This is a genomic window from Roseofilum sp. Guam (assembly GCF_017746735.1).
Lineage (GTDB): Bacteria > Cyanobacteriota > Cyanobacteriia > Cyanobacteriales > Desertifilaceae > Roseofilum > Roseofilum reptotaenium.
The window spans coordinates 71,630-83,426 of sequence record NZ_JAGHZN010000032.1; the positions used below are offsets into that span (position 1 = coordinate 71,630).

The window sequence follows — 11,797 nt, forward strand, 5'->3', positions numbered from 1 at the left end:
GGGTAAACGGCTGTTTGCCCCTACAGCAATATCTCATTTTAAAACGAATCCACTCGATCTCTACTCCAGAAAAGGAGTTAGCGACTGGTTTCAAGATCAATGGCATCAGCCACTCTGGTTCCAGATAAGCTGACTTCCAGTTGTCGGTATAAGTCTTCTGCACTATGGAAGCCTTCAATACGGTTTTGCACTCGACCCTGATTGAACAAAATTACCGTAGGTAATGTTCGCAGTCGGTAGGCATTGGCGAGTTTAAGGCTTTGATCGGCATTAATGGAAACCACTTTAATGGTTTGTCCCCATTCGGTTTGGAATCGATTTAAAACTGGGTTTAGCAGTCGGCAAATTCCACACCAGGGGGCCCAAAAGTTGACTAATACCGGGGTTTGAGCATCGAGGACTTCGTGACTAAAGGCGCGTTCACTGATTTGTACCACCATAATTATGCCGTTCTTAGTATCTGGATTTCTTATACTTGCTCTTGGGATCATGCTACACCGATTTGGGTTGGATTGAGCAAGACAGTTTGGGGAATGGGGAATGGGGAATAGGCAAATCCCCTCTATCCCCCGATCCCCAGATCAAATGGGAACCTTAAGGGTGGCTTGCATGAGCCAAGGATGGGCCCACCAGAGGAGGCTAATAAAGAGCAGTACGCCGAAGTAGGAAGGACGAAGAAATTCTTGGAGTTCTAAGGTTTGACGACCTTGGATAATCGCCACAAATGGCATCACAGAAGTACGCTCTTTGGCTTCTAGGAAGGCTTTCCCATAGCGGTTGTACAGACGGCGATCTCCATTCCAGACCGCAAAGAGATGATGGAGAATTAAACCTAGGGAGGTGATGAGGGTAAAGCTTGTGCCTAACCAGAGGGTATGGGCGATACACCAAATTACTTGACCAACCATTTGGGGATGTCGGGTGATGCGGATAATTCCGGTTTCGTAGAGATGAACTTCCGGTTTGGCGATCGCCGCAATTTCCAGTAAATTAAATGTGGCTGGATATAAAAATAGAAAAGAAATGGCTGACAACGTCCAAACGAGCGATCTCACTCCTGGCACGCCCTGCACTTGCCACAGTTGTATTCCATCATAGCGATGATTGAAAAAGTAAATAATCAACACCACTGCGAAGGGGATGCTCACTAGGGCAAAGCCTACCCGGTACAGCCTTGCACCAATTTTCTGTTCTCCCCAAGGTCTAAGGCTGGCGAGTCCGCTATGGGCGATCGCAAATCCGATCAGTAATCCTACCATTACCCAGTGGCTTGATGGCCAATTATCAATCATTACCATACATTTTTCTTACATCGATAAGGTTTTGATCATAAAAAAGTAGTTTTTGCTACCTTTATGATAAACTAGATAGCCAATAACAGAAACCATAGCCTCAGGCTAAAGCGTGATCATTTTTACTAGAAAAAGGGTATCCTTGAATCTAGCAACAAATCACTGGTTGTCTTTGTTATTCTTTCACAATTTCTAACCTATGTTTTCAGTGTCTCCAGAATCCGAATCTTCAACATCTCGTCCGTTTCTTACCTGGCAGCGAATTATTGATTGGGCGCAAGATCACTATCGCACCCGCACCTTTAACAAGGATGATAAAATTCCTGTCCGTCCTGGTTTGCTCTATCTGGTACAGCGTGGTTCTGTTCGCCTGGTCAGTGCCCAGATTAGTGCATCCACTAAAACACCCAGTTTAGTCGCTCGGTTGAGTGCCAATAACGATCCCGATAATCTCAGTCCAGATGAATCCTTTTTAGGGTTCGTGGGAGCAGGTCAACCGTTTGAAATTGTCTCCCAATCTCCCTTTACAATTTCCAGTTATGCCCATGTGGATAAAACCACGGTTTTGTGGATGTATTGGCATGATTTGGATAATTGGCCCCATTTCCGTCGTGAAGTAATGGAAGCTTTCCGTTATCAAAACCAGCGTAAACTATTGTGGCTCGGAACCATGGGTCAACGCCGCACAATTGATCGGCTGTTGGGCTTTTTGACCTTATTAATTGAGGAGTATGGTGAAGTTTGCGAACAGGGATATTATTTGCCTTGGACGCTCACTCATGCCCAAATTGGTAGTGCCATTGGTTCTACAAGGGTAACCGTTACTCGCTTAATGGGTAAGTTGCGCTCGAAAGGTCTGATTATTACGTTGGATGATAATTTGATTTGTCTTCCGCCTTCTAACCCCGATAGTTAGAAGATTAGGGCCAGACGCTCTAACTCGATCTAGAATTTCCTAACCCCTGTTCTACTCTTTTACAACTTGCCACCTCCGGGTTAGGAAATCATTTGGATTGAGGTTGGCTTTTGAGGACGCAGGATTAATCCAGGAGCTGGTTACAGGGTTTAATCGGGGTTTTGAGTCACAAAAAACACTTTTATGCTAATAGAGTGACCTCTCATTTAGCACAGAGAATTTATCAATTTAATACAATCACAACCCAATAGAGCGATCGCCGCGTCACTTTCTTCTACGGTAAAGTTGAGTAAGGGTTCTAGTTTGGGTTCATCATCTATTGGCTTAAGCTTGAGCCACCCATCTTGAAGTCAGATAACCCGGATAGTCACCGAAAAAGCGATTATGCAATATCAAGTTATTTACGATGGCAACTGTAATTTATGCTCATCCCTAGTTCAAGTGCTGGCGCAGTTTGACCAAGGACAACGATTGACCTATAGCCCGATGCAAGATGAAGAAGCCTTAGTCAAATGGGGTATTAGTTCCCAAGACTGTGAATTAGGAATGATTTTAATGGATACAGAAAATCCCGAGCGTCGATGGCAAGGGAGCGAAGCTGCCGAAGAAATTAGCCGTTTACTTCCTGGAGGTGAGGCGCTGATCGGAGTTTATCGGGGGATACCAGGGGTTAAGGTAATGGGAGATCTCCTTTACGAACAAATACGCGATCATCGTTATCAGTGGTTTGGTCAGCGAGAAACCCTATATTTGTGTAGTGGCAATCAAGGATGTTCAAGTAGCCGTTCAGAATTGGGTCAAGCAAAATGACCCAGACCAGCATATGATCGGATCGGACTTAAACACTAGATCACTGTAAATCTATGGCTGTCTCCTGTCACTTCATTGTTGAAGGTAACCCGGTAATTGTCTACGCTAGTCGCAACGGCAATCCGAAGAAAGTTTTACCCAAATTGCAACGATTTTTAGATACCTTTGGGCAAGAGCGCGCTACCATGGGGGAAACAGTTCATACTCCTGAATGCCTCGTCGCCCAAATTATTGTTCGCTTTGGTTTTGAATTGTGTGAAGATGATTTTTCTAATTTGCGAGTGGGTTTAAAGTACGATCCAGATGTGGATTATCTGTATAAAGTCGGGACTAATTTTAAGGTCACTGTCCTGGAACCATTAGACGCTTATCGCAAACAACCGGGTTTAGGGTTAGAAGGCTGTCAAGTTTTGACAGAAGAAACCGGATTGGCCCATTAAAGGTTTTCTTTAAAACTCACCCCTGCCTTCTCCTGGGAGAAAACAGGGGTTGAGCGATTGAGCTAATCCGATTAAGACATGGCTTGAATCAGAAAATCAAAATAAGGAGCGGTTTCCTGAGCTTCATCTACACTCAACAGAGCTAAAGACGCTTCCTTCAAACAGCGCATGGCTTCTGCCATACCTGCCAACGGTACGCCGAGAGAATTATACATTTCCCGCGCCCCTAACACACCAATCTGGTCAATGGTCTCGGTGCTACCATCAAGAACTCCATAGGTCACTAGACGCAAATACCAGCCATAATCACGGATACACTGGCTTCGTTCCCGTTGACCCGCAGCATTTCCACCAGGAGCGATGAAATCGGGTCGTCTGCGCCATAACTCTTGAGTGGCTTTATCTACGATCTTCTTTTCGTTTTCCGTGAGAGTAGACGCAATCCGAGTGCGTGTTTCTCCGGTAGTTAAGAAGGCTTGAATATTTTGCAGTTCGCCTGCGCTGGGATAGCGCAGTTCTTCGTCTGCATTGAGAATGATTTGAGTAACGACGCTCATGATTATGTTTGAGTCCCTATCGTAAACGGAATATCAATATCCTGTTAGTTTAACTATTGGGTGGGACACAAGGGAAGAGACCCCTAACAAGATGAAAACAGAATTTAACTGGAAACAAGGCCAAGTCGTAGAAATAGAGATTGCTTCCTTAAGCGATACAGGCGATGGAGTGGGACGGGTAGACAACCGGGTGGTGTTTGTGCCAAATACGGTTCCAGGCGATCGCCTGAATGTTCGGTTACTCTATGTTAAACCTCAATTTGCCAAAGGAGCGATCGAAGAACTCCTTGAACCTTCACCCCATGGCCTTCGTCCCGCTTGTATCGTTGCGGATAAATGCGGAGGATGTCAATGGCAACATATTCGCTACGACTTTCAACAACAAGCCAAACAAACCCTAGTCAGAGAAGCTTTAACCCGGATTGGCAAATTTGCCGATCCTCCCGTTACCCCCATTATCGGCTCTCCTCAATCCTTTGGCTATCGTAATAAAGTCTCCTATCCTCTCGAACTCTCGGACATCGGCATCTTCAAAGCCGGATATTACCAACAAGGAACCCATAAACTCATTAACCTTAATCAATGTCCGGTACAGGATGAGCGTTTAAATCCCCTATTGGCAACCCTCAAAGAAAACTTCGATCTGGCTCACTGGTCAGCCTATGATGAGGAGAACCACCAAGGACTCCTGCGCCATTTATGTCTTCGCATTGGTCAACGTACGGGAGAAATTCTCATTACCCTAGTCGCCACAAAACGCCGGTTACCCGGTTTAGCGACTCATAGCCAGAACTGGCTAACTCAATTTCCTGGGGTGGTTGGGGTTTGTCTAAATGTGAATCCTCATAAAACCAATCGCATTTTTGGAGACCAAACCTTCTCTATTGCCGGACAACCCTATGTGCGCGAGCAATTTGCTGGTTTAACCTTCCATTTGGGGGCAGATACCTTTTTTCAGGTCAATACAGAAGCTGCTGAAGCCTTGCTAGAGATGATTCTCGAGCATTTGAATTTGCAAGGTACAGAACAAGTCGTTGATGCCTATTGTGGCATTGGCACACTAACCTTACCTATTGCTCGTCAAGTGCAACAGGTTTTAGGTCTAGAAGTCCAACCCGAAGCGATTCAACGAGCCAGGGAAAATGCTCAGTTAAATCAGATTGAGAATGTAGCGTTTCAGGTGGGCAAAGTCGAGGATATTTTACCCCAATTAGACCATAAACCCGATATTGTCTTACTCGATCCGCCCCGTCAAGGCTGCAAACCTGAAGTGTTGCAAACCTTATTAAACCTCCGTCCGGCTCGTCTGGTTTATGTGAGTTGCAAACCAGCAACTTTAGCGCGAGATCTTCAAATTCTTTGTGAGTCTGGAAGCTATCGCCTGACACGAGTACAACCGGTTGATTTTTTCCCGCAAACGGCTCATGTGGAAGCGGTAGCATTTTTAGTGAATAATGAATAATTGAATACAGCAGTTTCCTCTTTTATAAGGTAGATTCAAGCCTATTGTTCTGGGAAACAGGAAGTGCAAGTTAAATCATTGATTAATACACGAGACAGTTAACCTATACTCAATAATAGTGCTTTGTGCTGCTATTGAGTATAGAGGCGAGTTCACCGAAATCTACACTGCGCACCGATCACCTTTCTGAACCTGTTCCTATTACCTATTCCCTATTCCCTAGCGCAAAGCGCTATATCTGTGTATAAAACCTTAATTTTTAATTTTTAATTTTTAATTTTTAATTGAATCTCCGCTTTGGTACTACAATGCAGCCAACCTTTAAACATTTATGGTTGCCTCACCTAGAACCATAAATTAGGATCTACACTCAATCACGTAAACTCAACATTCAAGTAAGGGTCACATCATGGGAGATAATGGGCGAACAACGGTTGGTATAGTTGGTGCTTCCGGTTATGGAGGTGTGCAATTGGTGCGGATGTTGTGCGAACATCCAAACGTGGATTTGGTTTATTTAGGAGGCGATAGTAGTGCGGGTAAATCCTATGGCGATATTTACCCTCATTTGGCTCATCGAGTTAATATGACGGTGGAACCCGTTAATATTGATACGATCGCCTCGCGCTGTGAGGTGGTATTTTTAGGATTGCCCAATGGGTTAGCGTGCAAAATAGCGCCCCAACTGCTGGAGAGAGGGTGTTTAGTTCTCGATTTATCCGCCGATTATCGGTTAACGGATATGGAGGTCTATAAGACTTGGTATGGGAGTGAAGACCGGGGTGATTATGAGGTATTATCGAAGGCGGTGTATGGTTTACCGGAAATCTACCGCGATCGCATCCCCCATACGAATCTGATCGCTTGTCCAGGATGCTATACAACCAGTAGTTTACTGGCGATCGCTCCCCTACTCAAACAAGGATTAATTGAACCCGATACCCTCATTGTTGATGCCAAGTCGGGAACATCCGGAGGGGGAAGACAAGGTAAAATTAATCTCCTTTTAGCAGAAGCAGATAGTTCTCTAGCCGCTTATGGGGTGACCCGTCACCGACATACCCCAGAACTCGAACAAGTGTGTAGTGATTTAGCCGGCCATGAGGTTAAGCTGCAATTTACCCCCCACCTGATTCCGATGGTACGAGGAATTTTAGCCACAGTTTACGCTACCCTCCGCGACCCTGGTTTAGTCCGAGAAGATATACGTACGATTTACAGTGTGTTCTATCAAAATTCCCCTTGGGTGCGGGTTCTGCCCAATGGAACTTATCCACAAACGAAGTGGGCTTGTGATACCAATCTTTGTTATCTCGGCTTAGAAGTCGATGCCCGGACGAATCGGGTGATTGTCATGTCAGCAATTGATAATCTGATTAAGGGTCAAGCAGGACAAGCCATTCAATGTCTGAATCTGATCAAGGGTTGGCAGGAAACCTTGGGTTTACCAAAATTAACCTTTTATCCCTAATGCCAATTTCTTCTTGAGAGGTAAGACCAGGCAAGGGGCTGGGGGCCCCTTGTTGAGCAACGGGTAACGGTTTGAGGGAGCCTGATCCACAATGGCTAGAGGATCTATTGCTAGAGTGCCTCAAACAATCACCTAACCTCGTTGCTATATTAATCAATTTCAATCGATTGAGGACCAGAAGTGGTATTGGTCTCAGTTTCTGGAGTACTGATTTGTTGATCGAGCCAGGTTTTAATGGGATCTTCAGATAAGTTGAGCTGTAACAGACCCGAACAGAATCCGCCAAAAAAGGCTACCGGTTGTTGGGTGAGTTCCTGAAAAATCGGCGTGAATTGATCAAACATGGTTCAAGAAGAATGGGCTGTATGGTGCTATTGGGATTTTAGCGTGTTGTTTACCAAAATTTACAAATTCCCACCCGAACTCATGACTTGGGGGTAGCACTATCCGTTATCTTTCTGATATACTTTCTAAGGAATTAACCAAATCTATGATGTAATTACGGTCTAAAATAAATTCCTGCGATCGCCCCCCTTCCTGTCTGCGACTGGTTCTTTGCCATAGAGAAGAAGAGCGGTTCGGTTTCGATTGGGTATGATTCGATGTTCTGCGAGCCATGATTGATCCTGAAGTCTTATGTTATAGGGGTATTTTGAACGAATGAGACTTCTTCGTTGAAAATCTGCCTATCTATTTAGTCTGACTGATTGGGGCTGTCAATGACCAAACTTGTAAAATAGGTTTACGAGATTGCAGGACTGATATCAGGGAAAACTAACAATTTTTCAAGATCTCAACTCATCGGGATCAATTCCTAACTGCTGTAAGCGCTCGCGTAAGTGTTCAATTACCTCTTCAGCGTCATTCGCTCGTTGTTGTTGGAGATCCCGCTCTAATTCAGCGTCATTCGCTCGTTGTTGTTGGAGATCCCGCTCTAATTCAGCATCATTCGCTCTTTGGCGTTCAAGTTCCTTATCGAGTCGCTCTCGTTCTGTTTCCAACCGTTGGCGTTCTGTTTCCAAACGTTGGAGATCCCGCTCTTTCACCACATCCAGATAGGTTCCTAAGCGCTCCCCATTAGCTGTTAATAACCGCAACTCTCCCGAAACGGTGGTAAAACTCACGCCTAACCTTGGACTTTTCCAGCCCTCCATTGGCATAATTTTCTCCAATACTTCCCCTCTTCTTAACCACCCTTCTAGTCTATTTCCTTTGGGGTTGTAAGTATAATACTCTTCTACTGCATGGGTTTGATAAAACTCAAACTTTTTAGTCATCGCTTCCTTGCTATTACTCGGGGATACGATCTCAAATACTACTTGAGGGGCAATGTTGTTCTCTTCCCACTGCATATAAGATGGACGGTCTTTTTTTTCGACTCCAAATACCACCATCACATCTGGCGCTTGTCTGGAGGGTTCTTCCTGATTCTCTATTTCCTCTGATGAGAGTTGCACGGGATACCAAAATAAATCTCCAGCTACAAACACATTGGGGATGTCTTTAAATAGAGCATCCAAACCCCCTTGGAGCATCATAATTAAACGAAATTGTATTGTATTTTCACCGACTGGCTGACCGTCACTTTCTGGATAGAGGGAATCTTCTTCAATGAATGGGGTTGCTTTTTTGTGTACCATTTCATGAGAGCCTCAAGCTTTTCTCTCCGTTTATTATACTAATTCTAGCGGAGTTTGATATAAGGATTGAATCATGATAAAAAGTTTATTTATTTCCCATGGCGCTCCCGATGTACTGTTACATCAGCTACCAGTTGTAGAGTTTTGGCGATCGCTCTCTGCGCAGATTTCCACTCCTAAAGCCATTGTAGTGGTTTCTGCCCACTGGACTACCTCTGAACCAGTGGTTAGTGCTGTACCCCATCCGGAAACGATATACGATTTTCGTGGATTTTCGCCCTCTTTATCCGAAATAGTTTATCCTGCTCCAGGCGCACCTAAACTAGCCCATCAGATTCTACAGAATTTGCATAAAGACGGTATCGCTTGTCAGATTAGCGAGCATAGAGGATTAGATCATGGAGCTTGGGTTCCCTTATCCTGCATAGTTCCAGAGGCTCAGATTCCGGTTACCCAACTCTCGATTCAACCCCACAGAGATCCAGCTTATCATCTGGCGATTGGGCGATCGCTCTCTTCTTTAAGATCTCAAGGCATTCTGATCATCGCTAGTGGCTCCATGACTCATAATTTAAGCTATTTTGGCCAATATCCTCTCGATGCTGAACCTCCCCTATGGGTACAAGACTTCGATCGGTGGATGGAAAAGACACTTCAAGAAGGAGATTTAGAGCGCTTAATTCATTATCGTCAACTGGCTCCCTATGCTGTTGAAAATCATCCCACTGACGAACATTTACTGCCCCTATTTGTCGCCCTAGGAGCAGCCGGTGAACCCCTGAGAGCTAAATCCTTACACTCTAGTTTTACCTATGGTGTTTTGAGTATGGCTGCCTTCAGTTTTTAAATAGGGAGAAAGATCAAAATCAGGCAGGGTTCAATAGGATGAGAAGCCGTTTTTTTGAAGAAAATGAGTACTGAGGAACATTTTCTATCTTGATGTGTCTCTAGAAGAGTGGACATCAGGTAAGGAGTTTGGCAAATTGAGACCCATGCCCCCCATTTTTACCAAAACAAATCTCAAAAAATCGGTCAGTATCGTATTGCTCTTATTGGGCGTTTATGTGACGGGATTAGGGATTTTGATTAAACTTCAAACCACATTAGCACTACGCAAATCTCCCCAACCGCAAGCCATTTTAATGTTGGGGGGAAATCATGATCGCGAACCCTTTACCGCTCAATTTGCTGCCGAGCAAGAGTATCCCTTGGAAATTTGGGTCTCTTCTGGTGTTGGGCGCAAAAAAGCAAGTCAAGCGTTCCAGGCTGCTGGTATTTCGGAAGAACGGGTTCATTTGGATTATCAAGCTGTGGATACCGTAACTAATTTTTCGACATTGGTGGATGATTTGAAGTCAGAAAATATTCACCATGTTTATCTGATTACGTCCGATTTTCATATGCCCCGCTCGAAGGCGATCGCGACGATTATTTTAGGGAGTCAAGGCATTACCTTTACGCCCATAGAAGTACCGTCTTCAGATGAGGGAGAATCGCCGCTTAGTCTTGCCAGAGATGTGAGCCGCTCGATCTTATGGACACTAACGGGGCGCACTGCGGCGACGCTTAATCCCCAATTCCATAAACTGCGTGCCCAGAATCTGAAACAAACTGAAGCACTATAACACTTAATGATTAATAATTGTTGACCAGGGCTTTGGTGCGATCGGAACGGCGTAAAACTTCAATATCTTCTGCATCTAATTCTACAGGAATTCCGCTGCGAATAAGTTCAGCAAAATTTTCATTGGGAATCATGATGCAAAGGGCATACATGCGTCCTTTTCCCGTGTTTTCAATCACATGAGTTCCGGTGGGCGGCACCATTAAACTATCGCCAGCTTGAATGCTTACTACTTTACCGTCACAATAGGCTAATCCTTCTCCTTTTAAGATAAAGAACATTTCTACAGCTAATTGATGGCGGTTGGGAGGCGTTTTGCCTCCTGGATCGAAAATTTCAATACAATAGGTTAAGGAAAAATCGGACATGGTGGGATCGAAGACGATCGCTAGTCGATTGCTGTCTTTCGGGCTAATGCGATAGGCTTGATACTCTGTGGGAGATTTGAAGACTGGAATCATGCAATGATGCTTATTCATAATCTTAGAGAAAATTAGGATAGAGATTGATATTATTTCTGTTTAAATATTTTCAATTCCCTCGATGAGCGCTGCACTCCCACAAACAAAGCCAAAACATTGTTTGACATTATAAAGGGTAGCGTCCCAACAATAGGAGGGCGAGGTGGTGGCAGTACAGTCTTGAACTAAAATACAGTCATAGCCCAGGAAATTGGCATCTTGTAAGGTACAGAGAACGCATTGATCGGCGTTGACTCCGGCAAAGAAGAGAGTGGTTTTCCCTAGGTTACGGAGAATACTGTCGAGGGGAGTATCCCAAAAACCACTCATACGATATTTAGCGATGTGAATATCTTCCGGTTGGGGTACGAGTTCGTCTACAATGGCGGCAGCCCAACTGCCTGCGGTGAGGACCTTTGCCTCTTTTTCAGGGAGACGATCGCCTAATCCAATGCCTTCTCCAGTAGGATTATACACATGCCTTAACCCAGCACTGATGTTCAATAAGTCTGGACGATTCCCCCAATTGAGCCAAATAATGGGGACTTGAGCGGTGCGTAAGAGGGGCAAAAGCTGATTTAATGGATCAATAGGCGATCTCGCTGGTGCAACATCGACTCCAATATGAGCTAACCAACCCTGGGGATGACAGAAGTCATTTTGCATATCAATCACCAATAGGGCAGATTTTGCCAAATCTAACCGTAAGGTTTTGGTTTCTGTAGTCAGGGTAATGGGTTGAGGAGGAACTGGAGAACGGGTAATATCAGCAGTATTAGCATTTACGTGCCAAGCGTTGGGTGGAGTTCCCAGAGGGTTGAGAGGCTGGTTCATTGGATGCTCCTGAATCAAATAAGGCTGCTTTATTTAAGCTTATGGAGCCAATGGGAAGCTACCCAGAAAACCTAAAGAAATGATAAAAGGGGATGAAAGATGACCGACAAACTAGAATTACCAGTAAACCTATAATGGGGGCTGTCACTCTGGAGTGGTGAAGTTTCAGGTGGTGGTACGGAAATGGGAGCGATCGACTGTAATTGCTCCATTTACCAGAAAAATTGGGTCTAGAGCAACGCCCTGGAAGGGCGGCTTTTTCCCGGCTCCTTGTGTTATAATAATATCAT

The 11,797-nt window shown here is 44.7% G+C and carries 15 protein-coding genes; 7 read left to right on the plus strand and 8 right to left on the minus strand.

All coding sequences use genetic code 11. From position 1 onward, the window contains the following. Window positions 1-77 precede the first annotated feature (77 nt). Both J7529_RS14280 and J7529_RS14285 read right to left on the minus strand, forming a co-directional pair. Window positions 78-440: a thioredoxin family protein gene (locus J7529_RS14280; RefSeq protein ID WP_271937934.1), complete on the minus strand. Its 363-nt coding sequence runs from the start codon at window positions 438-440 to the stop codon at window positions 78-80. Window positions 441-581: 141 nt separating this feature from the next. Beyond that, window positions 582-1,298, minus strand: a complete 717-nt coding sequence (locus J7529_RS14285) for an NnrU family protein (protein ID WP_318729519.1) — start codon at window positions 1,296-1,298, stop codon at window positions 582-584. A 193-nt stretch (window positions 1,299-1,491) separates the two neighbouring features. On the opposite strand from J7529_RS14285, the gene J7529_RS14290 reads away from it, so the two are divergent. From J7529_RS14290 to J7529_RS14300, 3 genes are all read left to right on the plus strand, one after another. Continuing rightward, complete coding sequence (locus tag J7529_RS14290; RefSeq protein ID WP_283766109.1) at window positions 1,492-2,208, plus strand: Crp/Fnr family transcriptional regulator; 717 nt, start codon at window positions 1,492-1,494, stop codon at window positions 2,206-2,208. A gap of 384 nt (window positions 2,209-2,592) precedes the next feature. Next, on the plus strand, window positions 2,593-3,018 hold the full coding sequence (locus J7529_RS14295) for a thiol-disulfide oxidoreductase DCC family protein (RefSeq protein ID WP_318729520.1): 426 nt from the start codon (window positions 2,593-2,595) through the stop codon (window positions 3,016-3,018). Between the two features lie 53 nt (window positions 3,019-3,071). Beyond that, window positions 3,072-3,458, plus strand: coding sequence for a histidine kinase (locus J7529_RS14300; protein ID WP_271937926.1), 387 nt, complete (start codon window positions 3,072-3,074; stop codon window positions 3,456-3,458). Window positions 3,459-3,529: 71 nt separating this feature from the next. On the opposite strand, the gene apcD is transcribed toward J7529_RS14300, so the two are convergent. Beyond that, a complete protein-coding gene (apcD, locus tag J7529_RS14305) occupies window positions 3,530-4,015 on the minus strand; it encodes an allophycocyanin subunit alpha-B (RefSeq protein WP_318729521.1) in 486 nt (161 codons plus the stop codon). A gap of 91 nt (window positions 4,016-4,106) precedes the next feature. Between apcD and rlmD the strand changes: the two genes are divergently transcribed. Then, window positions 4,107-5,477: a 23S rRNA (uracil(1939)-C(5))-methyltransferase RlmD gene (gene rlmD / locus J7529_RS14310; protein WP_318729522.1), complete on the plus strand. Its 1,371-nt coding sequence runs from the start codon at window positions 4,107-4,109 to the stop codon at window positions 5,475-5,477. A gap of 409 nt (window positions 5,478-5,886) precedes the next feature. Further along, a complete protein-coding gene (gene argC / locus J7529_RS14315; RefSeq protein ID WP_318729523.1) occupies window positions 5,887-6,948 on the plus strand; it encodes an N-acetyl-gamma-glutamyl-phosphate reductase in 1,062 nt (353 codons plus the stop codon). Between the two features lie 149 nt (window positions 6,949-7,097). Here the strand turns inward: argC and J7529_RS14320 are convergent, their stop codons facing one another. The 3 genes from J7529_RS14320 to J7529_RS14330 form a co-directional block, all read right to left on the minus strand. Then, window positions 7,098-7,292 (minus strand): hypothetical protein, encoded by a 195-nt coding sequence (locus J7529_RS14320; protein WP_318729524.1) that lies wholly within the window; start codon window positions 7,290-7,292, stop codon window positions 7,098-7,100. Window positions 7,293-7,398: 106 nt separating this feature from the next. Further along, entirely contained in the window at window positions 7,399-7,566 is a 168-nt protein-coding gene (locus J7529_RS14325; protein WP_318729525.1) for a hypothetical protein, read from the minus strand. 167 nt (window positions 7,567-7,733) lie between these two features. After that, a complete protein-coding gene (locus J7529_RS14330) occupies window positions 7,734-8,588 on the minus strand; it encodes a Uma2 family endonuclease (RefSeq protein WP_318729527.1) in 855 nt (284 codons plus the stop codon). A 73-nt stretch (window positions 8,589-8,661) separates the two neighbouring features. On the opposite strand from J7529_RS14330, the gene J7529_RS14335 reads away from it, so the two are divergent. Further along, window positions 8,662-9,435 (plus strand): class III extradiol ring-cleavage dioxygenase, encoded by a 774-nt coding sequence (locus J7529_RS14335; RefSeq protein WP_318729528.1) that lies wholly within the window; start codon window positions 8,662-8,664, stop codon window positions 9,433-9,435. Window positions 9,436-9,580: 145 nt separating this feature from the next. Then, window positions 9,581-10,213 (plus strand): YdcF family protein, encoded by a 633-nt coding sequence (locus J7529_RS14340; protein WP_318729529.1) that lies wholly within the window; start codon window positions 9,581-9,583, stop codon window positions 10,211-10,213. Between the two features lie 10 nt (window positions 10,214-10,223). Here the strand turns inward: J7529_RS14340 and J7529_RS14345 are convergent, their stop codons facing one another. Next, on the minus strand, window positions 10,224-10,691 hold the full coding sequence (locus tag J7529_RS14345; RefSeq protein ID WP_271943293.1) for a cupin domain-containing protein: 468 nt from the start codon (window positions 10,689-10,691) through the stop codon (window positions 10,224-10,226). A gap of 42 nt (window positions 10,692-10,733) precedes the next feature. Further along, window positions 10,734-11,507, minus strand: coding sequence for an isochorismatase family cysteine hydrolase (locus J7529_RS14350; RefSeq protein ID WP_318729530.1), 774 nt, complete (start codon window positions 11,505-11,507; stop codon window positions 10,734-10,736). Window positions 11,508-11,797 lie beyond the last annotated feature (290 nt).

Excerpts from the sequence above, each read along its gene's own strand:
- J7529_RS14280 (WP_271937934.1), bottom strand. The coding sequence starts at position 440 with ATGGTGGTACAAATCAGTGAACGCGCCTTTAGTCACGAAGTCCTCGAT.
- J7529_RS14285 (WP_318729519.1), bottom strand. The coding sequence starts at position 1,298 with ATGGTAATGATTGATAATTGGCCATCAAGCCACTGGGTAATGGTAGGA.
- J7529_RS14290 (WP_283766109.1), top strand. The coding sequence starts at position 1,492 with ATGTTTTCAGTGTCTCCAGAATCCGAATCTTCAACATCTCGTCCGTTT.
- J7529_RS14295 (WP_318729520.1), top strand. The coding sequence starts at position 2,593 with ATGCAATATCAAGTTATTTACGATGGCAACTGTAATTTATGCTCATCC.
- J7529_RS14300 (WP_271937926.1), top strand. The coding sequence starts at position 3,072 with ATGGCTGTCTCCTGTCACTTCATTGTTGAAGGTAACCCGGTAATTGTC.
- apcD (WP_318729521.1), bottom strand. The coding sequence starts at position 4,015 with ATGAGCGTCGTTACTCAAATCATTCTCAATGCAGACGAAGAACTGCGC.
- rlmD (WP_318729522.1), top strand. The coding sequence starts at position 4,107 with ATGAAAACAGAATTTAACTGGAAACAAGGCCAAGTCGTAGAAATAGAG.
- argC (WP_318729523.1), top strand. The coding sequence starts at position 5,887 with ATGGGAGATAATGGGCGAACAACGGTTGGTATAGTTGGTGCTTCCGGT.
- J7529_RS14320 (WP_318729524.1), bottom strand. The coding sequence starts at position 7,292 with ATGTTTGATCAATTCACGCCGATTTTTCAGGAACTCACCCAACAACCG.
- J7529_RS14325 (WP_318729525.1), bottom strand. The coding sequence starts at position 7,566 with ATGGCTCGCAGAACATCGAATCATACCCAATCGAAACCGAACCGCTCT.
- J7529_RS14330 (WP_318729527.1), bottom strand. The coding sequence starts at position 8,588 with ATGGTACACAAAAAAGCAACCCCATTCATTGAAGAAGATTCCCTCTAT.
- J7529_RS14335 (WP_318729528.1), top strand. The coding sequence starts at position 8,662 with ATGATAAAAAGTTTATTTATTTCCCATGGCGCTCCCGATGTACTGTTA.
- J7529_RS14340 (WP_318729529.1), top strand. The coding sequence starts at position 9,581 with ATGCCCCCCATTTTTACCAAAACAAATCTCAAAAAATCGGTCAGTATC.
- J7529_RS14345 (WP_271943293.1), bottom strand. The coding sequence starts at position 10,691 with ATGAATAAGCATCATTGCATGATTCCAGTCTTCAAATCTCCCACAGAG.
- J7529_RS14350 (WP_318729530.1), bottom strand. The coding sequence starts at position 11,507 with ATGAACCAGCCTCTCAACCCTCTGGGAACTCCACCCAACGCTTGGCAC.